Raw genomic sequence first — 21,408 nt, 5'->3', positions numbered from 1 at the left:
TAACAAGCGTAGAGAGGATGTTAGGGTATGGATAAAATGAAAGCTATTACTTTTTTTGATTTAGATGGAACTTTGTTAGATGGAACATCGCAAATTACTCCTGAGATTACCGCAGCAGTGGCGGCCTTGAAAGACAATCAAATTTTACCTTTAATTGCGACAGGACGGACCTTGTGTGAGATTCAGCCAATCATGAAAGCCAGTGGTATTGACTCAGCGATTGTAATGAACGGGCAATTTATTCATTATGAAGGAAAAACGATTTATTCAGATGAATTTACAACAGAGGAATGTGTTTCACTGCATGAACATGTCAAACAGCGTGGTCATGAATTGGCTTTTTACAATGAGCGCCGTATTTTTTGTACAGGGCATACTGGCACAGTGAAACAAGCCTATGATTATATTCATTCAGCTGTTCCAGAAATTGATCCCACAGGTTATGAGAATGATGCCGTCAACATGATGTTGGTCTTAAGTCAACATGGCGATGATGATGAATATTACTATGAGCGGTTTCCTGAATTGACCTTTTATCGCAATGGTCCTTTTTCAATTGATATTGTTCGTAAAGGGGTCTCTAAAGGCTCTGGTGTCAAAAATCTTTTTAACACCTTGGGATTAAACGGCATTCCCACTTATGCCTTTGGTGATGGCATCAATGATTTGGCGCTGTTTGAGGCCTGTGATTATGGAATTGCCATGGGTAATGCGCGAGAAGAACTAAAAGAAAAAGCCACCTTTATTTCAACTAAAAATACTGAGAATGGCATTGTTAATGGCTTGAAAAAATTTGATTTACTATAAGAGAAAACTACCTTCTTCTATTGATGTACTTTAGAAGAAGGTAGTTCTTTTGTATGTTCATTTTTCTTTTTCTGCTGTGCACAGAGAGCTACTCCCACTACTTGAATCAGCAAAATCGCTCCCAACAAACAACTTAATACGGTGTTTCCTGATAGGATTGTTCTTCTGATTAAAATAATTAATACAACACTGCTAATTCCGTAGAGTAACCATTGGTTGTCCATTTTTATTGACCCCTTTGTTTTTCTATGTTTAGGATAGGATGTTTCCTACTAAAATGCAAGGAAAGATCCTAGATTCTTACAACTAACCCATAATTTTTACTAATTCCTTATTTGTTTTCATTTATTCTTAAGATTCGTTTCATTTTTGTAAAAAATCACACTTTTTTTCTATCTCTGTTTTAAATTGCGTACAGTTCTTAAAAAAAATGATACACTAAAAGTGAACTCGAAATGAAAGGAGCCATTCCTTTGGTTAATAGCGAAAAAAGAAAACAATTAATTATTGATACATGCATTTTAGCTGGAAAAATTATGCTGGAAAGCGGATCTGAAGTATATAGAACCGAAGATACGATTACTCGGATTGCTGCAAATGCTGGCGAGCCAGAGAGCGTTTGTTACACGACGGCTACAGGGATTTTCGTGGGCTTTCGTTCCAGTAATTATACGCAATTAGAAAACATCCCCCAGCGCTCGATTAATTTGGAAAAAGTTAGCCTTGTCAATCAATTATCAAGAGAATTTGCGCAAAAAGAGATTACTTTGCCAGAGCTTTATCAGCGCTTAACTCTATTAGAAACAGATACCCCCACTTTTTCAATTTCGTTACGCTTGTTAGCAGCTGGGATTGTTAGTTGTACGTTAATGTACATTTTTGGTGGCACTTGGCAAGATTTTATTGCAACTTTTTTTGTTGGCGTGATTGGGTATGCTAGTTATCTTTTTACCCAAAAGTTATTCCAAGTTCCTTACCTCGATTCATTCGCAGCCGCTTTTGTCATTGGTTTGTTGGCCTATTTGGCTGTGCATTTTCACTTAGCGGTCAACATCGATAATATTATTATTGGTGCGGTGATGCCGTTAGTTCCAGGTGTGGCGATTACGAACTCTTTTCGCGACATTTTAGCCGGCCACCTCATCAGCGGGACGGCGCGAGGAACAGAAGCTATTTTTATTGCTGGGTCTGTTGGCCTAGGGATTGCCTTGATTTTTAAATTATTTATGTAAGGAGTGTTCAAATGGAACTAATTTTTCATCTTCTCTTTAGTTTTTTAGCGACTGTGACGTTTGGTATTATCACGAACATTCCTCGTAAAGCACTGGTGGCTTGTGGCATTACTGGCATGACAGGCTGGATGATTTATTATGTCTTAACGCAAACTTTTGATGCTAGTCAAACCTTTGCAAACTTTTTAGGAACGGTCGGGTTAGGAATCGCTAGTATCTTTTTTTCTCGTTACAAAAAAATGCCGATGATTATTTTTTACATTCCGAGTTTGGTTCCTTTAGTGCCAGGAGGCCCTGCCTATCAAGCGGTTCGGAGCATTTTGTTAGGAAATATTGATGACGGTTTGCAGTTGATTTTAAAAGTTGTCTTTACTGCTGCAGCTATCGCAGCGGGCTTTATGGTGACATCGCTACTGGAACGAATTGTCAAACGTTTTTTCCCCAAGCGACTCTTCCGATTGGTCAAAAAATAAAAAAACAAGCTCAGAAAACGAGCTTGTTTTTTTTATTCTACTTCTTCAAAGAACAGCAACAAATCTTGTAGCGTTAATTGTGCTTTTTCAGCAGCGTTTAAATCTTGAACAATTTTACCTTTTTGTAAAACAATTAAACGATTGCCATATCGTAAAGCATCTTCCATTCGATGGGTAATCATCAAACAAGTTAAGTTCCCTTCTTCAATCCGTTGTTCCGTTAAGTGCATCAACTGCTTGGACGTTTTGGGATCTAAGGCAGCAGTATGTTCATCTAAAAGTAATAATTCTGGTTTTGTGATAGTGGCCATTAATAAACTTAAGGCTTGGCGTTGACCGCCAGAAAGGTTACCTGTCGGTGTATCCAGATGATTTTCCAAGCCATTGCCAACTTCTTGGCAGATTTTTGTAAACAAGGCGCGTTGCTCATTTATCTTCCGTAATGTTAAGGGACGTTTTTGTCCGCGTTTCATGGCAAGCAATAAATTTTCTGCCACAGTCATTCTTGGTGCTGTCCCCATTTTAGGATCTTGAAAAACACGCGCTAGAGATTTGGCCCGTTTGACTTCAGAAAGATTGGTGCGATTGACTCCTTCAATTAAAAATTGTCCTTCTGTTAGTGTCAAAGTTCCTGCTAAACTATTGAATAGAGTACTCTTGCCTGCGCCATTTCCACCTAAAACAGTAATGAAGTCCCCAGGATAAATGGCTAAGTTCACATGATCCAAAATCACTTTTTTTTCATTCATCCCATTATCAATGATTTTTGTCGCATTTTTTAATTCAACAACTGGTTTCATTTCGTTTCCCCCTTATCAGAAAAGCCGTGTAGTCGTAATGCTTTTTTCAATTGTGGGATCATTAAACAGATTGCTAAAATCACTGCTGAGAAGATTTTCAAATACGTCGTATCAAAGCCTAATTTAATCACTAATAAAATCAATAGTTGATAAATAATACTCCCTACAACAATCGCCATCAACCGTTCACCAAACGTTAATTCTCCAAACAGTACTTCACCAATAATGAGTGAAGCCAAGCCAATCACAATGACACCGGTTCCTTTACTTACATCCGCATATCCATCATTTTGAGCAATCAAAGCGCCAGATAAGCCAATCAAGCCATTCGATAAAACCAATCCTAAAATTTTCATGCGATCCGTTTGAATGCCAATCGAGCGAGCCATTTCTTCATTGTCACCTGTCGCAATATAGGCTTGTCCTAAACTAGTGTTAAAGAAAAATAACAGTAAAATCATTACCACAGCCAAAACACTAATCCCTAAAAAAATAGTATCATAATAATCTGGTAAGGCCATTTTTTGAAAAACATCTTGAATCTTCGGTTGGTTTAATAAAGACTTATTTGGCGATTTCATCACAAATAAAATCACGGAATTTAAACCAGACATCACTAAAATTCCTGCTAAAATAATTGGAATTTTTCCTTTTGTAAATAGTAAACCAGTCACTAAACCGGCAAGCATTCCTGCTCCGACCCCTAAAAGAGTCGCTACAAATGGTGAAACCCCTGTTGTAATGGCAGTTACACAAACCGCCCCTCCTAACGGAAATGAACCTTCTGTGGTCATATCTGGAAAATTTAAAATACGATAAGTCATAAAAATACCTAGTCCTAACAAGGCCCATAACATTCCTTGTCCAATTGCTGAAACAATCATCGCTTCTCCTACTTTCTTTGATAATTAGTTAATCAATTTCGATTTTTTTGCTAACTCTGCGGGAATCGTAATCCCTAACTTTTGAGCTTGTTTTTCATTGATAATTGTGTCGCCTGTATTAAAGGTATAAATGGGTGTAGTTGCTGGTTGACTTTTCCCAGACAGAACCTCTGCTGCCATTTTGCCGGCTTGTACCCCCAATGCATGTTGATTAATCCCTACAGTTGCTAAACCGCCTTGTTCTACCATTGTATCCACCGAAGGAATAATCGGCGTCTTGGTTCGATTTGCTTCTCCGACTACCGTTTGCATGGCATTAGCAATCGTATTATCAGTTGGTATATAAATCACATCTGTTTCCTTAGTCATCACTTGAACCGTTTGTGCAATTTCATTACTTGATGGCACAGCATATGTTTTCACTGTCAATCCTTTGGCTTCAGCTGCTTTCTGCGCTTCAGCTACTTGGTATCGAGAGTTTTCTTCTGAGGAAGCATAGAGAATACCTATTTTTTTGGCAGCTGGTATCAATTCTTTTAGTAAATCCATCTGGGCTGACAAAGGTGATTGATCACTAACACCCGTGATGTTACCGCCTGGCTTTTGATTGTCTTTCACCAATCCAGCACTAACAGGGTCCGTAATGGCGCCTAAAATGATTGGGATTTCTTGGGTAGTGTTGGCTAACGCTTGCGCAGCTGGCGTGGCGATGCCAATTAAAACGTCTGCCTTTTTTTGTACTAATTGTTGACTCATGATTGCTAACTTACTCTGGTCGGCTTGACCATTTTGAAAAATAATTTCTAAGTTTTTGCCTTTGTCATAGCCATTTTCCTTTAACCCTTCCTCAACACCTTTATAAATTTCATCCAATGCGGGGTGACTGACAAACTGCAAAACCCCTACAGTAACTGTTTCTTTCTTTGAATTCGTCACTTTTTGATTCACAAAAAAAGCACCAATTAAATAAATAGCTAATAAAGACACGACAAACGTTAAACGTTTATTTTTCATTTTGCATTCTCCTAACTGCCCTTTTGTTTGGCAACTTTTTCTTTTTAATAATAAAACCATTATCTATAGGGCGTTTCTTCCGTTGAAAGTGAAACTGAGATTCGTAATCCTCTGCTTAGTCAAAATCCTAGGAACACTTTTTTACAAATGTCAGGATTTAGCTGCGACGAGGCTCGCAATTTTGGTGAGAATCGCAGGAGCACTTTTTCTACGAATGTGACAACGTTCTCTTCGTTCACCTTGTGCTACTCATCACTCTTGAAGGCCAAACTGCGGCGAGTATACGCAGCCTGCATCTACTCTGTCACTTTGTGCCAATCGTAGTGCTTGTCAGGATTTAACTGCGACGAGGATCGCAACTTTGGTGAGAATCGCAGGAGCACTTTTTCTACGATTGGGACAACGTTCTCTTCATTCTCCTTGTACTACTCATCACTCTTGAAGGCCAAACTGCGGCGAGTATGCGCAGCCTGCATCTACTCTGTCACTTCGTGCCAATCGTAGTGATTCGTAGCAAAAAAACAACGACTTATCCTAAGTGTTTAGGAGTGGTCGTTGTTTTTATGCAAAACAAAAACCACATAGATGGGTCCTCTATGTGGTCGTTTTTTCTTCTTGAATATAACCAGCATAGATACACTTTTTAGAATAAGTCTTCTAAAGTTGTATCTATGAAAGAATCATACATACAACTATCTACGCCAGTTTTGCCATGATTGGTGCATTTCTTTTACGTTAGATAATTGTGTCATGTATTTTCCCTCCTAGTTATGTTGTTAAAGGTAGTCTACACTATATTGATTTTGTTCGTCAAGAAAAAGTTTTTATTTTCTTGCATTTCTTTTACTTCTAAAAACGAGCCACTCTTATGAGAGGCTCGTTTTTCTTTATTTCAGCATATTTACCACTTAATTGTTTCGGTTTCTTTCAATTTTCACGGGAACTTTAACTGCTTGTTTTTGCGATTGAATCAGCCATAAACTTACTAAAATCGTCATTGAAATTACTAATGCCATCGAAAATCCCCTCTTTCTAATTCCTTAAAACTTTCTACAATCTAAGTTTAACATAGCTAGCTATTATTCACCAGTTTCTGGTACTGTATCAGTGCTTTCTGTCGTCGTTTCAGTAGATTGAGCAACGCCAGTCGTGCTGGTCGTCGTCTGTGTTTCAGCGGTCTTTGCTGCTTCTTTTTCAGCTTCTTGCGCCGCTTTTTGCTGGTCTTTCAAAACGCCAGCCATTGGTAATCGATTTAATTCTGGTATTAATTGTGTTTTTAAATCCATAGATTTTTCGACAACCGTCCGTGTCTTTTCTTTGCCGTTTTCAAAGAAAACAAGCGTAATCTCATCGCCGCTAACATTGTATTGCTCTTGTGCTTTGCCAGCATTATAAATTAACGGATAGATATACAGCGAACGATGAAATTCATTCATTTTATCTGAATTAAACAGCTTCACCATTTGATCGTATTGCTTGCCAGATGGTTTAGCAAACATGACTGACATGGCTCCTGTTTCTTGGATTTTCTTGTCTGCTGTTTTGTAATCTAAGACACTGACTTTCTCTGATTTGATGGGTCCTGCGACTAACGATTCAACTTGAGCAGCTCGAATATTTTTTTGCATCGTTGGAATAAAAATGATTGAGCCAATTATTAATACTAATGCTACAATAGCGGTAATCATTAACAGTTTTCTTTGTCTTAATTCATAAAGTGCCTCTTTTAGTTCTTCCATAAAATTATTCAACTTCTAATCGCTCCTCGCTTTTAGTTCTTATCTATTATACTAATCATTTTCTTTCTTGCCTACCCTTGCGCTTTAATTACTAAAAAAACCAGCAAACTTCCCCAGCTTTCTAAGGAAAACCCAACTCCTTTTTAACAAGCTTCTTTCTTAAATTCAAAAACTCCGCTATAATAAAGCTATTAGTCGGAAAGAAACGAGGGATTTATTATGTCATTTGATGGCGTATTTACTCATAGCATGGTTCATGAGTTGACAGAAACACTCGTAAGTGGCCGGATTTCAAAAATCCATCAGCCTTATGAAAACGAAGTCGTTTTAGTCATTCGTGCGAAAGGTAAAAACCATAAATTATTATTATCAGCACATCCTAGTTATGCGCGCATACAACTATCTACAATTACCTATAGCAATCCGGAAACACCTCCTAATTTTGTGATGATGTTACGAAAATTTCTGGACGGTGCCATTTTAGAAACGATTCAACAAATAGAAAATGATCGTGTGATTCACTTCACCTTTTCAAAAAGAGATGAACTAGGTGACTTACAAAATATTGTTTTGATTGTTGAATTAATGGGACGTCACAGTACAATCGTTTTAGTTAACCAATCTTCTGGAAAAATCTTAGATGCGATTAAACACATTGGAATGAGCCAAAATAGTTATCGTTCGTTGCTTCCTGGAGCAACTTATATTGAACCGCCAAAACCACTGGGACTTAATCCGCTCACGGCCTCAAAAGAAGAAGTCTTTGCGCTTCTTTCTACAGCTCCTGAATTAAACGGACGCTATTTACAACAGCATTTCCAAGGTCTAGGCAAAGATACAGCAGACGAATTAAGTGCCCGTTTACTTTCACAACCAAATGAAAAAATGGCCATCTGGACGGAATTTTGGTCCTCAGTCACTGAAGCTGTTGTACCGACATTAACTATCACTGAAAAAAAAGAATATTTTACGCCCATTCCTTATCAATCATTAGTTGGTGAACAAACAACGTATGCGACACTCAGTGAATTACTAGATGCCTTTTATTCTGGTAAAGCAGAGAAAGACCGTGTCAAACAACAAGGCGGCGAACTAATTCGCAAAATTGAAAATGAACTAAAAAGAAATCAAAAGAAACTTAAAAAATTACAACAAACCTTAGCCGATACAGAAAACGCTGAAAATTACCGTCGCGACGGAGAACTATTAACAACCTTCATGGCACAAGTCCCAAAAGGAGCCACCGAGGTGGAATTACCAAATTATTATGAAGAAAATGCACCGTTGCGTATCTCGCTAAATCCTGCACTTTCACCTAATCAAAATGCACAAAAATATTTTCAAAAATACCAAAAATTGAAAAATGCTGTCCGAGTTGTTAAGACACAAATTCAGCAAACACAACAAGAAATTTCTTATTTAGAGTCAGTTGTGGCACAACTTGAAATTGCGACACCAATGGACATTGAAGTGATTCGTGAAGAACTGATTGAGCAAGGCTATTTAAAACGTAAAAAAAATAAAAAACAAAAACAGCCGAAAAAAAGCCAACCCGATCTTTTTTATGCCACAGATGGCACACCTATTCTCGTTGGAAAAAACAATTTGCAAAATGATCAATTGACTTTACGAACCGCTAAAAAAACTGATTATTGGCTCCATGCCAAAGATATTCCTGGATCTCATGTAATTATTCGTGACGCACATCCTAGCGAAGAAACCCTTACTGAAGCCGCACTTCTAGCAGCTTATTTTTCAAAATATCGACTTTCTTCACAAGTGCCTGTTGACTATGTCCAAGTAAAACATGTGCATAAACCCAATGGAGCAAAACCAGGTTATGTGATTTATGAAAACCAACGAACGTTATATGTGACGCCAACAGAAGAATCGATCAAAAAAATCCAGCAAAATAAGGCTTCTGCTTCCTAATTATATTAAACTAAAAAACAACGTACTGCCGATTGATCGTACGTTGTTTTTTTGCATTGGCAAAGATATTTATCAAGTGATAAATAACACAAGTAAGCTCAATTAGTTTACAAACTAGCTATTTCTCTCTATACTGACTGTTGGAGGTGAAATTCATGATCTTTTTACACATTATTTTTGGGATGTTTGCCTTTATTGGCGCTTTAGGTTTAGGTGTCGCCTTCCGCGATAGCTTTACAGAACTTTCAACACCAAAGAAAGCAGCGATTATTTTATCTTACGTAGGTGCGATTGGTTCAACAGTCCTAGGGTTCACATCAGCAACAAAAAATCCATTTGTTTTAGCTGCAACAGTTGTCTTAGTTGTCGCCTTTTCTATTGCTCTTTTCAAAAAAAGCAGTAAAGAAACAAGCAAATAACAAAACCTTTGAAGAGCGGCATAGCGACAAGCTACCCTCTTCCTTTTACATACTATTTAAAGGAGTGAGGCAAATGTCTCTGACTATTTCTGAAGAAGTAAAACAACGTTTAGCCCCTTTCTTAACTGAAACGAACACCTTCTTGTTGGTAGCAAATGACGGCTCTAATCCTTATTCTTCCGCAGAAGGTTGTTGTATGATTGGCGATCGTTTCATTATCGTTCCTATTGATCAAGCAGAAGCGCCTTATACCGAAACAATTGCTAATGATTCTTTTCACGTCTATACTTCGACGTATGACCAAATGTTTTTAACAGGGCATTTACAGCTAGTGATTCATCCGAATGCGGGAACCATTACTTTAAAAAATGAAAGTGGCATATTAGATAGTAATGTGGACATTTATCAACACTAAAAAAGCAAACAAAACGTTTACGCGTTTTGTTTGCTTTTTTAGTGTTGAAAGGCTTGAAAGGTAGTAATGATTACGTACATCATCCCCGATGCAATAATCGGACCAGCTGCAATTCCTTTTAAAAAAACGACGCCAAGAATCGTTCCAAAAACTAAGGCAACCGTAATCTCTGGTGATTGATTAATTAAACCTACTCCTTTTGAGGATAAAACAGCTACCAGAATTCCACAAAGTATCCCCAGCCATCCCATCGGTGTTTTGAATGATTGGATTAAATCCCTTAAGCCAATTTGTCCTGTAGCAATCGGGACTAAAATGGTAATTGAAATAATTGTGACACCTAAATTAATGCCTTTATCTGACAACCACGACATGATTTTCGCACTATTTGGTAAAGCTTTTAAAGCAAGCACAACAACTGACGCAATTAATAAACTTTGATTTTTTGCAACAAACGCAATCAAGGCAATCAGTAGTAAAAAAAGCCAACTTTCCACTGGTTGTCCTCCTTTCTGATTTGGTTCTTTCGTTAACCAAACTTTCTTGTCTTTCCTATTTTAGCAAAGAACCTCTTTAATTACCATTCAGCTTCAGTAATTATTGTCTTTTTCGCACGAATCTTGCTTAGAAAAAACGAGTTAAAAATTAATTTTTTCTCATAACAAGCCTTTTTCTCTTTGAAAAATTATTTTATGAAGTATACTAATATTAACTATAAAGTAGTTTACTTGCATTTATACTGGATATTCGATATCCTATTTAAGGCTCTTCAATTGAGCGAGCATCACAAAAGACATTTTAGTAGCAATTCTTGGGGAAGTAGTGCTACTAAGATGTCTTTCCTTTTTTTATTTTTACTAACAATATACGTTTCTTATATTAAAATTCACAATTCTTTATAAATAAAAGCGCCTGCCCCACAGTTGTCTGGACTGTAGGGCAGGCGCTTTTCAAGTCATTTAAGCACGCTTTAGTTTTCTTTCAAACGATAAACACTTGGACTTGGGTTAAGGAAACCCGCTTCTAAAATTTCGATGTTAGTTAATGCTTGCTCTTTAGTTACTAGTTGCGGTGCACCATTTTTCAACGTTTCATAGACGGCATCATAATAACGACCGTAATCACCTACAGGCGTTTTAATTTGTTTTTTAATCCAGTCGCCATTGCCATTACGGTAAGTCACTTCTCCATAATACATTGGTGAATCTTCTCCAAAGCCTGGTGCATCCGGCATGATTCCGGCTTTTAAATCATTTTCTTGTTGATCTTCGCCATATTTGATGAACGAGCCATTGCTACCATGAACAATAAAACGTGGATACGGACTAGCGACAGAATGATTCGTTTTAACTTTTACTTTTAATTTTGAACCATAATGTAAATCAACGTCAAAATAATTATCGACTGCCTCACTCACTTCATTATTACGAATATCATAAGTGACTTGATCTGGACGCCCGAAAAGAGCAATCATGCGATCCATTAAATGAATGCCTAGTCCGTAAAACGAACCATTTTCTTTAGGTCCTTGTTCCGTGATACTTCCTGGTCGATAATAATCAATATGCGTTTCCACTTCATTGATTTCTCCTAAAAAGCCTTGCTCTACTACTTGCTTCATCGCTAGGTAATCGCCGTCGAAACGTCGATTTTGATAAGGCATCACTACTACCCCTTTTTCTTGCCCTAAAGCAAATAATTCCTCTGCATGTTCTAACGTATCACAAAATGGTTTTTCCACAATCACTGATTTACCAGCTAAAATGGCTTGTTTGGCTAAATCATAATGTGTATGCGCAGGCGTACAGATTGTGATCAATTCAATTTCTGGATCCGTTAATAATTCATTAAGGTCAGTGGTAAAATTTACGCCTTTTTCTTTAAAGGGCGCTGCTGCTTTTTCATTAACATGTAAATCGAAAATTGTTTTCACTTCTAGTGTTTCTCGAATCATTACGTAAGGTAAATGGTAGCGGTTGGCACTTTTACCAAATCCAATAAACCCCATTTTTACTGTCATATTTTCCACACTCTTTTCTTATAATTAGATAAGTCCATTTGTTTCAATGACTTTTTGATACCAATAATAACTGTCTTTCGGGATTCTTTCTAAGGAACCTTTTTGTGTTTCATCTTGATCCACATAGACAAAACCATAACGCTTTTGATAGCCGTTGAGCCACGACAGTAAATCGGTGTAACTCCATGTACAATAACCAATAACTGAAACACCATCCGTAATCGCCTCTTGAATCGCTTGGATATGGCTTCGTAAATAATCAATGCGATACGTATCATGAATTTGTTTATCTTCTGTTAAGGTATCATATTCGCCTAACCCATTTTCAGTAATTAAAATAGGCACTTGATAGCGACTAGCTAATCGTCGTAAGGCAATTCTCAAACCTTGCGGGTCAATGGCCCAATCCCAGTTCGTCCGTTCAACATATGGATTATTTACTTTTTTAAATAAACCCGGTACCCCAGATTCCGTTTCAGAACCCTTTTCACCCGTTGTATTCATCTTCCCTATTCCGACGCCATCTAATGGATTAGCAGCAACCGTATCCGTCCGATAATAATTAATACCTAGAAAATCAGGCTTGGCTGAACGTAGTAACGCTAAATCGCCCTCTCTTATCGTTGGGGCCACACCTTGCTCCTGTAAGTAATTTAATGCGGCAATTGGGTATTCTCCCCAAAGATAGACATCTAACCAAAAATGCGACAGCAAATCTTCTGCATTTTCAGCCGCTAAAACATTGGCAGGATGCGCATCAACGGCATAAACAGGCGTATAAGCAAAGCTAGGGCCAATTTTGCCAGGCATTTCTAATTCATGAAACGCATTAATCACTGCTGCATTGGCTAAATTAGCAATATGATTGGCCTCATACATCCGTTTATTGTCTGTTACGCCGGGAGGATGCACGGCTAATTGATAACCTAACGAAGTAAACACATTTTGTTCGTTTAAACTAATCCAATAGCGAACTTTGCTACGGAAAGCGTCAAATAAAATTTTCGCATAGGCCACAAAATCAGCAATAATTTTTCTTGATTCCCAGCCACCATATTCTTTTTGCAAAACAGCTGGCAAATCCCAATGATATAAAGTTACCATTGGTTCAATTCCTGCCGCTAATAACTCATCAATTAAATCTGAATAAAATTTCAGTCCCGCTTGATTTACTTGACCACGTCCTTCAGGTAAAATTCGTGTCCATGCAATCGAGAAACGATATGCTTTTAAACCTTGTTGTTTCATTAAAGCCACATCTTCTTTAAAACGATGATAATGATCGACGGCTAAATCGCCAGTTGTCTCTTTGAACGTTTTTCCTGGTAGCCGAACAAATTCATCCCAAACAGATGCGCCTTTGCCGTCTTCATTCCAAGCACCTTCTACTTGATAAGCTGCCGAAGCAGAGCCCCATAAAAAATCTTGCGGAAATGCTTTTAGTTGGTGATGTTCCATTGTCATTCCTCCCTCTTTTCTGTGCTGCCCTTTTATTGTAAAAGGTTTTCACAAAAAGTACCAATCAGATCAATAAGTTCTTCTGTTTACTTTTAAAACTATATAGTTTTAAAAAGGATAAGTCAACTACTTTTATTTAAGTACTTGATTATTAAGTGGTTACGTTAAAAATAAATATATAGTTTTAACATGTTAAATTCATGGTATAATGAGAGAAATACTGGTGATAAAGGAGGACTCTGATGCGGACAAATACACGTTATAAAGAAATTTATGCAGCTATAAAACAGGATATTGAAGCAGGTGTTTATCCAATTAATCAAAAGTTACCCCAAGGTCGTCTTCTTGCAGAAAAATATCAGGTCAGCGAACTAACCATTACAAAAGCCTTACATTTGCTTGTGCAAGAAGGTTATGTTGTCAGACGACGTGGCTCGGGCAGCTTTGTTCAAGACTTTCAAAATCGAACCATTACTAAATTTTCTCCGTTAACCGGCACTTACTCAACCTACGATGGAAAAGTTGAATCCGTGGTTTTAGGCTTTGCAACAGAAGTACCTGAGCCTTGGGTGACTGAAAAATTAAGTATTACAGAAGAAGAGTTAGTCTACAAAATTATTCGCTTACGGATTATTGAAGATGTGCCCTCAATTATTGAATATACTTGGATGCCCGTTGCCCTAATTCCGAACTTGACAATGAAAGAATTGAAAGTCTCCATTTATCAATATATTTCGGAACAATTGCATCAAAAAATTCAAAGTGCGCGGGTCAGCATTTCTGGGATTCGTCCTTCTCCGTTGGAAAAAAAATATTTAAACTTAACCGATAATGATTTCCTGATGCGTGCAGAACAAATTGCTTACCTAGGCAATGGGCATATTTTTGAATACTCAATTGCGAATCATATTCCTAGTGAATTCACTTTTGAAACTGTCTTAATTGCAGAAAAATAGAAAACTTTTATGTTACCATTTCTCATTTCTAACAAAACGATCTCTTTACTTTGAGCCAATACTTTTTGTTAGAAATGTTTTTCTGCTAGTTAAAAATATTTTTCAAATTATATTTCCAAACATGAATTTTGATAAAAGTATTGCTATTTACTAGAACTACGATTAAAATATTGCTTGTAGCGCTCTTTTTAATATAGATACAAGCAATTTGTTTTTTACATAGTCAATTAACCAAAGTGAGGACTTTATATGAGGAAACCCTACATTTTAATGAGCTTACTCGTTCTAAGTACCTTATTAAGTGCTTGTTCAACTGTAAGTGGCAGCCCAGCAAGTCAAAGTGCGCCCGCACCTGATGAAGTCTTGGCGACAAGTATTGGGACGTATGAAAATCGAACATTGTTGGTTCCAGATGGGCGTTTAGCCTTAACTGCCTTGCATAAAGGAAAAGATTATCAAGGCAAACCAATGTTTTATGTCCTGTTTGAATTAACCAATACAACCGAAAAAACACAAAATATTCAGCTAATGATTCAAAGTTTTATGGAAGTTAGTCAAACTGTCCACGGAAAAGCCCAAAATTTACAATATGCAGTCTTAACAGATTCACCTTTCCAAGACAAATTAGATCGTTTAGCAGATGAAATCAATCCTGGTGAAACAATCCAAGGCGCTTACCCGTATGAATTTATTAATGAGAACAAGCCGGTCCATTTTAAATTTAGAGATCGCCTTCTCAGTCTGGATGAACCCATTGCATCAGAAGAAATTACCATTACAGAAAAAAGTTTGGTCCGCTAGCTTAGCTAGCATTGGACCAAACTTTTTATTTATTATTCAGACGGAAAAGATTCTCCTTCTATAAAACGTGTGTAAATGTGTTCGCTCTCAGCAGCTTCTCCCCGCATTAAATGAATAATTTTCTCTGCAGCCACCATGCCCCATCGATGTTTAGAATAGGCAATTGTTGCTAATCGCGGTTGCACAAACGCACCTAGTTCAGAATTATCAAAACCAATAATCCGAATGTCTTTCCCCATTTGGTAATTTGTTTCTGCAACATATTTATAGACACCAATCGCCATTTCATCATTAAAAGCAAAAACATCGACTGGTTCTGTCTGTGGTTGACTCAAAATTTTTTTGGCAGCCGCATAACCAGAAGGTTCGGTAAAATCGCCTTGGATAATTTCATAAGGTATCCCAAAACGAGTTAATTCTCGTGTACTAACAGCCAATCGTTCTTGGCTATCATAACCTTTTTCTGGTCCAGAAAGCAGAAGAACTTTTTTTGAACCCACATTGACAAATTGCTCAATTGCCTGCGTGGCACCGCCACGATTATCCAAGAGAACTTGCCGGATATTCCTATGCTCAGTGGTTCGATCAAGGACAACGATCGAATGGCCACGTTCAGCAAACTTTTCAATTTCTTTTGTTGGAAATGTCCAATCTAAAATAATTGCCCCATCCACCATTTTTTCAGGAATGAAAAGATGTGACTTTTTACCGCTGCAGACAATCATCTCATAATCAAACAGTGCTAAGCCTTTCTTAATCCCCTCCAACAATTCACCATAAAAACTACCGCCATAATCGGCCAAATAGACACCAATAATATTGGTTTGACGACGTTTTAATGTGCGAGCGGCCATGTTAGGAACATAGTTTAGCTCTTCAGCAATTGCTTGGATGCGCGTTCGTGTTTCTTCAGTTACCTTTGAACTACCATTCAATGCGTAAGAAACGGTCGAGATTGATACGCCTGCTTTTTTTGCAATATCTTTAATTCCTACCATGGACTACTCTCCTTTCTAATGGTAAATTTCAATAACACTTGCTTCATTTAATAATGAAAGCACCTCGTCTTTTTGAACTTCCATTCCCCCTTCTCGATAAGGGTTTTCTTCAAACTTAAACGGAACTTCTTGACCATCGATAACTATTTTCGCTGACTGATTTGGATAAAATTTATATGTGACAGGTTTATCAAACAATTGGTAAGTTAGTGTTAAACCAGACAATTTTTCTGGTAACATGGGATCAAAAACCACACTTTGGGCCTTTTGCCGAATCCCTAAAACAGCTGTAATTAATTGATTTAAATAAATTCCCGGCCCGCTTGAATAAATTCGCCAACCACCTTTTACCCCAATACTTCCATCTTTTAGTTTACCAAAATTTTCTTGTGATTCATACCTTGTTTTAAAATCGCCATCGGAACTACTAAAATAGGCATTGGCTTGACGTAACTCTGCATTGTGAACCACTTCTTTTAATTGAACTGGATTGATTTGCATTAATGCTTGCCAGGTTTTGTCTCGCTGACCAATTTTCGCCATCGCTTCTGTATAGCGAATGTGTGCATGAACATACTGTAAGCCAATTTCGCGACCAAAATTAGCCGCCTGTTCTGCTCGTTTAAAATTAGTGCTCACACCGCCTCGATAGTTCGCTGGTTTGTTCATTAAACGCACGCCATCAGGAAACGTTAATTCTTTTTCAATAATTTCTAAATGATGACTTACTTGTTCCGGTGTTAATAATTCAGCTAACATACTACGAGTCATTGGCAATAATCGATATTGAATCCCTGTTTTTTGGTCATTTGGGTGAATCATTTGTTCAAAAGTTTCTGGCGTTTCCATATAAATAAACCCTGGAATCGTTTCATCCGCCAACATATATTTTTGAAAATCGTTCTTTATTCCTGCGACTAAAATTGTTAAGTGCTGACTATAAGTAGCATCGATTTCCGTAATTAAAGCCGCAAATTTTTTCAACACTTGATACGTTAAGGCAACGGTCCAACTACTAGCCATTTGCTCTTTAAGACGATTATCATAAGGTTGTAACGTGTCATCCCAATCGCCGTCACCGTAACAGGATAGAAAAGTTTCTGGTAAAAAATGTTGTTCAATATAATTTATTTCTTTTTTCAAATGTTCAAATAAAGATGCTGTTTCTTTTGTTTTGTGATTATCTTTGCGACTTGTATAAGGGATTTCCGTAGCTAAAATTGAATAATCTGCAGTTTGTTCCAAATAATCAGTCACTACTTTCAATGGCCAGACGATAATATCGCCATGGCTTTCACTGGCTTTTTGTTCTTCGTATCGGTCAAACATAAACCATTGCGGCCAGTTGCCGTCGTCCTCAAATTGATTTTCAAATAGATGCTGAATAATGGAGGCCACGATCTTAGGCTGTTGCGTCGCAAAGAAAAATTCTGTCGGTCCTTGCGACACATCTCGTGTGCCCCAAGCTGCTCCACCATACTGTTCTAAGCCATGTGGCGACAAATAATGAACGAGCATATTATGAGTATACCAACGAGTTAATTGATTCATTTGCTGCACACTTGAGTCTGTGTGTGTTAACTCAAAATGATGTAACAAGCCATTAATGAATGCTAAATATTGACTTTCTGCTTTTTCAAAATCTAATGGTGTATTGACTAATGCTTGGTCCTCTATACTGCCCGTAATAAGTAGTGAAAATTTTTGAGTCTTTTCGATTGCCAAGACTAATAAGTCCGCTTCAGCTCCACCAAATAATGTGCTATCGGTTACTTGAAATGATTTATCAACTGTCAATGCATAGGTTAGTTCTGGGTAATAATTTTCTGTAGCAGAATGATTTCCCGTCACTCGAAGCGTTTTGCCAGTTTGTTCTAATTGATAGGTTGGTACTTCTTCCGGTCCTAATAACAAATGGTTAGAAACAGCCCACATATATGCATCCTTTTGACTGGTCACTTCCAATTGAATCACTCTTGAATCAGGCGAAGTGAAGGTGCGTACTCGAATTGTATCCTTTGGCAACTTATAATACCACGCAGCAGAGTTCAACCCCATTTCAAAAGCAGAAGGCATTGTTAGTAAGCGCCATAAGCCATTCTCTAAAATGTAGATTCGTTGACCAGAGCGTTTCATAACGTTTAAAGCGTTTCGGCTATTACTCATTAATTTGTTCATGGTCGTATTTCCTAAAACTACTTGTGAATTGAAAACGCCATACATATACACTGTCGTACTAAGCAAGGGTTCGTCAACCGTTAAGCCTTTACCACTTAATAAAATGTGGCCATGCGCTCTTTCCATGGCAATTTCTTTTTCTTGAAGAACAACGTGATGGTAATTTTCCGTGAAAAAGGAATACGTCTGACCTGCTAATTTTTCAATTTGTGTCTGAAAGGGATAAAGTGCGGCCAACTCTTCTTCTGTTAATGGATTTCCTGTGATAGGTTCTCCTAAAAGTTTCGGAGGAGAGTCCTGTGTTTCTTCTAATGAATCGAATGTCACAGTTTCATAAATAGCTTGTAAGTCTTCTTTCGATAAAAAAGGTTCAGCTAATGCTTGCGGATGTGTTTCTGTTACCGCACCATAAAAAACAAATTCCTTACTTTCATTCGTTAATTGGACGGCTTCCGTTTGTAAAGCGGTGTAAGCAAATTCATATTGATAGACTTCATTTGCTAAATATCTTTTCCCCAATGCTTCTGGTGTGTTTGTTTGTTTAAATGAACGTCCGAAAAATTGATAGCCGTCCGTTGAGTAGCCTGCTAATTTTTGAAAACTCCCTTGAATAAGGGCTGGAAACTTCTCATTTTGCGGTTGATTTTGTCTTGATAAAACAACAAGCTCTTCGCCCTCTTGCCAAATGTGATGATCAAGATACTGCGACACATACGCTTCATTTGACTGAACGGCTCCTTTTGTCGCTAAGCCAATATCTTGACCATAAACAATATCTACTAAGCCAGTTCCAGTGACATTAACCCGCCAGAACCATTGATTGCTTGGCCCCAAACGAAAGTCAACTTGGTAACGAACCGCTTCAAATTCACCCCGCCATGTCAATTGATTATCTGAAAGATAAAAATCACTTTGACTGTTGGAACCAATCATTGGTCGATAATTAATTGTGTCCCCTGTAATTATCCGCAAATAGAGTTGGTTCATACTGCCGTCTAAAGGATTACCTTCTAATTGATTAATCATCATGCCACAGCTATTCAATTCTTTTAAATCACCTGTCTCTAGAAATGTAGCAACTGTGTCTGCTTGCTTAAGCTTCTTTATCTGCATAACTTATCCTTCCCATCTTATTCATTTAACGTGACTGTTGCGGTTTGTACATCGCGACTATTTCCACCAATCATTACGATAAATTCACCTGCATCACTGGTTACCTGATTGTCTGAATGAACATAGCGCACCATATCCTCTGAAAGAAGAAACTGAACTTCTTTTTCTTCCTTTGGTTCCAGCCAAACTTTTTGGAAATCTTTTAACTCTTTAATTGGGCGAACCACTTGTCCCACCAAATCACGTACATAAAATTGCACGGTTTCCTCTCCAGCGATTGGACTGTCATTTTTTACTAAAACAGAGACAGTGACTGGTTCTTCTTTGGTAAATGTTAATGCACTTAGTTGTATTGGTTGATAAGAGAACTGACTATAACTTAAGCCAAATCCAAAGGGATATTTAGCGTAATTAGAGACGTCTAAATATTTAGAAACATATTTTTCTTCTGGTGCTGACTCATAAGGACGCCCAGTATTGTCGACATTGTAAAAAATTGGCACTTGACCAACCGTTTCTGGAAACGACATACTTAAACGACCACTTGGATTGTACTCTCCCCACAAAATTTCTGCTAGCGCATTGCCCCCTTCTGTTCCAGGTTGCCAAGCTTGCACAATTCCTTTTGCAACATCTATCCCTTGTAAATCTAAGGGCCGGCCACTGTAGACCGTGACAACAACATTGGGATTTTTCTCAATAATTTGTGCCACTACTGCTAATTGTTTTTCGGGTAGACGAATATCACTGCGACTGGCAGCTTCCCCACTCATCCAATCTGTTTCGCCTAGTGCCACTACTACTTTATCTGCTTGACTAGCTAATGTTAAAGCCTCTTCAATGGCCGCCGCGGTCGGTTCAAAGTAATCAAAGGGTTCTTGGGCAACTAGAAGATTTGTGGTTAATTTTTGGGCCCCAGCCACGAGGGAAATGGCTTCTTCTTTCTTTCCTTGCCATGACCAAGCCCCTAAAATATCTTGTGATTGGGCCCCTGGACCGACAAGCGCGATTTTTTCTTGCGGTGTAAAAGGCAAAATATTTTCATTTTTTAAAAGAACCATTGATTTTTGAGCAATCTTTTTAGCTATTTCTCGATGTTCTTTGCTTAAAATCACTTCTGCTTCCGCTTGTTCATCCGCACCACGATAGGGATTTTCAAATAAGCCTAGCTCATTTTTTAGTTTTAAAATTCGCATAACTGCTTCATCAATAAGTGTTTCAGCAATCCGGCCTTCTTCAAGTAATTCTTTTAAATAATCTGGATAACACGTGGTCATCATTTCAATATCTACACCAGCTTTGATAGCCAATTCTGCTGCCTGTTTTTCATCTTTGGCAACGCCATGAGGAATTAATTCTTTAATCGCTCCCCAGTCTGAAATCACAACTCCTTCAAAGCCAAATTCATTTCGTAATACGTCTCTAAACAGCCATTGGTTGCCTGTAGCAGGAACCCCATCCACTGTATTAAAGGACGTCATGACAAGTTTTGCACCCGCATCTAATCCAGCTTTATAGCCAGGTAAATACATTTCTCTTAGCTGCCGTTCAGACATATCTACCGTATTATAATCCCGACCAGCTAAGGCACCACCATATGCCGCAAAGTGCTTCACGCACGCGGCTACTCGCCAATTGTCTTCTTTTAAATTTTCTCCTTGGTAACCTCTAACCATTGCAGCAGCTAAGCGACTGTTGAGTAATGGATCTTCACCTGTTGACTCCATGACACGTCCCCAACGTGGATCGCGCACTAAATCAACCATTGGTGAAAAGGTTACATGTAATCCTGAAACAGCAGCTTCTTTTGCTGAAATCTCCGCCATTTTTTCAACCGCTGCTTCATCCCAAGTGCTTCCTAAAGCCAAAGGAATCGGAAAGATGGTTCTGAAACCATGAATAATATCCGCCATTAAAAGTGTTGGAATATTTAATCGATGATTTTGCATATATTCTTTTTGAACACGTTTTGCTTCATTTGCACCGGAAACACCCAGTGTTGTCCCCGCCGTATCAATCTTTTCTTGACTTAGTCCTAGCTCTGACATAGGGCCGGTCTTTTCTTCTGCTTTATCTGAATAAAACGCTGCTGCTAATTGTAATAATTGATTAATTTTCTCATCAATTGTCATTTCTTCGACTAATTGAATCAGTTGATTTTCTTTCATA

Annotated in this window: 19 protein-coding genes; 8 read left to right on the top strand and 11 right to left on the bottom strand. The window is 37.9% G+C overall.

The window, feature by feature from the left end; all coding sequences use genetic code 11:
* Positions 1 to 27: 27 nt before the first annotated feature.
* Positions 28 to 807, top strand: a complete 780-nt coding sequence (locus IGJ03_RS04995; RefSeq protein WP_002363786.1) for a Cof-type HAD-IIB family hydrolase — start codon at positions 28 to 30, stop codon at positions 805 to 807.
* Positions 808 to 824: 17 nt separating this feature from the next.
* On the opposite strand, the gene IGJ03_RS04990 is transcribed toward IGJ03_RS04995, so the two are convergent.
* Positions 825 to 1,031: a hypothetical protein gene (locus IGJ03_RS04990; RefSeq protein WP_375804694.1), complete on the bottom strand. Its 207-nt coding sequence runs from the start codon at positions 1,029 to 1,031 to the stop codon at positions 825 to 827.
* A gap of 231 nt (positions 1,032 to 1,262) precedes the next feature.
* Between IGJ03_RS04990 and IGJ03_RS04985 the strand changes: the two genes are divergently transcribed.
* Together IGJ03_RS04985 and IGJ03_RS04980 are read left to right on the top strand one after the other, a co-directional pair.
* Complete coding sequence (locus tag IGJ03_RS04985; RefSeq protein ID WP_002378231.1) at positions 1,263 to 2,039, top strand: threonine/serine exporter family protein; 777 nt, start codon at positions 1,263 to 1,265, stop codon at positions 2,037 to 2,039.
* A gap of 11 nt (positions 2,040 to 2,050) precedes the next feature.
* Positions 2,051 to 2,512, top strand: a complete 462-nt coding sequence (locus IGJ03_RS04980; RefSeq protein ID WP_002357877.1) for a threonine/serine exporter family protein — start codon at positions 2,051 to 2,053, stop codon at positions 2,510 to 2,512.
* A 32-nt stretch (positions 2,513 to 2,544) separates the two neighbouring features.
* On the opposite strand, the gene IGJ03_RS04975 is transcribed toward IGJ03_RS04980, so the two are convergent.
* The 4 genes from IGJ03_RS04975 to IGJ03_RS04960 all read right to left on the bottom strand — a co-directional run bounded on the left by IGJ03_RS04975 (position 2,545) and on the right by IGJ03_RS04960 (position 6,949).
* Positions 2,545 to 3,312 (bottom strand): ABC transporter ATP-binding protein, encoded by a 768-nt coding sequence (locus IGJ03_RS04975; RefSeq protein ID WP_002357878.1) that lies wholly within the window; start codon positions 3,310 to 3,312, stop codon positions 2,545 to 2,547.
* Positions 3,309 to 4,196 (bottom strand): ABC transporter permease, encoded by an 888-nt coding sequence (locus IGJ03_RS04970; RefSeq protein WP_002357879.1) that lies wholly within the window; start codon positions 4,194 to 4,196, stop codon positions 3,309 to 3,311. The genes IGJ03_RS04975 and IGJ03_RS04970 overlap by 4 nt, the downstream gene beginning before the upstream one ends.
* Positions 4,197 to 4,220: 24 nt before the next feature.
* Positions 4,221 to 5,210, bottom strand: a complete 990-nt coding sequence (trpX, locus tag IGJ03_RS04965) for a tryptophan ABC transporter substrate-binding protein (protein WP_002391629.1) — start codon at positions 5,208 to 5,210, stop codon at positions 4,221 to 4,223.
* A gap of 1,079 nt (positions 5,211 to 6,289) precedes the next feature.
* Positions 6,290 to 6,949 (bottom strand): hypothetical protein, encoded by a 660-nt coding sequence (locus tag IGJ03_RS04960; protein ID WP_002386659.1) that lies wholly within the window; start codon positions 6,947 to 6,949, stop codon positions 6,290 to 6,292.
* Positions 6,950 to 7,168: 219 nt separating this feature from the next.
* On the opposite strand from IGJ03_RS04960, the gene efbA reads away from it, so the two are divergent.
* The 3 genes from efbA (at position 7,169) to IGJ03_RS04945 (ending at position 9,715) form a co-directional block, all read left to right on the top strand.
* The gene (efbA, locus tag IGJ03_RS04955; protein WP_002395068.1) at positions 7,169 to 8,881 is read left to right on the top strand and encodes a fibronectin-binding protein EfbA; all 1,713 of its coding nucleotides are present in this window, start codon (positions 7,169 to 7,171) and stop codon (positions 8,879 to 8,881) included.
* A gap of 155 nt (positions 8,882 to 9,036) precedes the next feature.
* On the top strand, positions 9,037 to 9,300 hold the full coding sequence (locus IGJ03_RS04950; protein ID WP_429861466.1) for a hypothetical protein: 264 nt from the start codon (positions 9,037 to 9,039) through the stop codon (positions 9,298 to 9,300).
* A 73-nt stretch (positions 9,301 to 9,373) separates the two neighbouring features.
* Positions 9,374 to 9,715, top strand: a complete 342-nt coding sequence (locus IGJ03_RS04945; RefSeq protein WP_010824565.1) for an iron-sulfur cluster biosynthesis family protein — start codon at positions 9,374 to 9,376, stop codon at positions 9,713 to 9,715.
* Between the two features lie 38 nt (positions 9,716 to 9,753).
* Here the strand turns inward: IGJ03_RS04945 and IGJ03_RS04940 are convergent, their stop codons facing one another.
* The 3 genes from IGJ03_RS04940 to IGJ03_RS04930 all read right to left on the bottom strand — a co-directional run bounded on the left by IGJ03_RS04940 (position 9,754) and on the right by IGJ03_RS04930 (position 13,193).
* Entirely contained in the window at positions 9,754 to 10,212 is a 459-nt protein-coding gene (locus IGJ03_RS04940; protein WP_010824564.1) for a DUF441 domain-containing protein, read from the bottom strand.
* 473 nt (positions 10,213 to 10,685) lie between these two features.
* On the bottom strand, positions 10,686 to 11,735 hold the full coding sequence (locus IGJ03_RS04935) for an oxidoreductase (RefSeq protein ID WP_010712336.1): 1,050 nt from the start codon (positions 11,733 to 11,735) through the stop codon (positions 10,686 to 10,688).
* A 24-nt stretch (positions 11,736 to 11,759) separates the two neighbouring features.
* Positions 11,760 to 13,193 (bottom strand): glycoside hydrolase family 1 protein, encoded by a 1,434-nt coding sequence (locus IGJ03_RS04930; RefSeq protein WP_438711086.1) that lies wholly within the window; start codon positions 13,191 to 13,193, stop codon positions 11,760 to 11,762.
* Between the two features lie 242 nt (positions 13,194 to 13,435).
* Between IGJ03_RS04930 and IGJ03_RS04925 the strand changes: the two genes are divergently transcribed.
* Entirely contained in the window at positions 13,436 to 14,149 is a 714-nt protein-coding gene (locus IGJ03_RS04925) for a GntR family transcriptional regulator (RefSeq protein WP_002363775.1), read from the top strand.
* Between the two features lie 270 nt (positions 14,150 to 14,419).
* Positions 14,420 to 14,950: a DUF5067 domain-containing protein gene (locus IGJ03_RS04920; RefSeq protein ID WP_002384665.1), complete on the top strand. Its 531-nt coding sequence runs from the start codon at positions 14,420 to 14,422 to the stop codon at positions 14,948 to 14,950.
* Positions 14,951 to 14,982: 32 nt separating this feature from the next.
* Here the strand turns inward: IGJ03_RS04920 and IGJ03_RS04915 are convergent, their stop codons facing one another.
* The 3 genes from IGJ03_RS04915 to IGJ03_RS04905 are packed head-to-tail and all read right to left on the bottom strand — an operon-like array spanning position 14,983 to position 21,407.
* Positions 14,983 to 15,948, bottom strand: a complete 966-nt coding sequence (locus tag IGJ03_RS04915; protein WP_002363772.1) for a LacI family DNA-binding transcriptional regulator — start codon at positions 15,946 to 15,948, stop codon at positions 14,983 to 14,985.
* A gap of 15 nt (positions 15,949 to 15,963) precedes the next feature.
* Positions 15,964 to 19,239, bottom strand: a complete 3,276-nt coding sequence (locus IGJ03_RS04910; RefSeq protein WP_375804693.1) for a GH36-type glycosyl hydrolase domain-containing protein — start codon at positions 19,237 to 19,239, stop codon at positions 15,964 to 15,966.
* A 17-nt stretch (positions 19,240 to 19,256) separates the two neighbouring features.
* The gene (locus IGJ03_RS04905; protein WP_375804692.1) at positions 19,257 to 21,407 is read right to left on the bottom strand and encodes a glycoside hydrolase family 3 N-terminal domain-containing protein; all 2,151 of its coding nucleotides are present in this window, start codon (positions 21,405 to 21,407) and stop codon (positions 19,257 to 19,259) included.
* Position 21,408 lies beyond the last annotated feature (1 nt).

Origin of the sequence: Enterococcus sp. DIV1315a, assembly GCF_051712325.1 — a bacterium.
Taxonomy (GTDB): domain Bacteria; phylum Bacillota; class Bacilli; order Lactobacillales; family Enterococcaceae; genus Enterococcus; species Enterococcus faecalis.
Note: the sequence above shows the minus strand (reverse complement) of the source record. Positions and strands in the feature narration are given on the sequence as shown.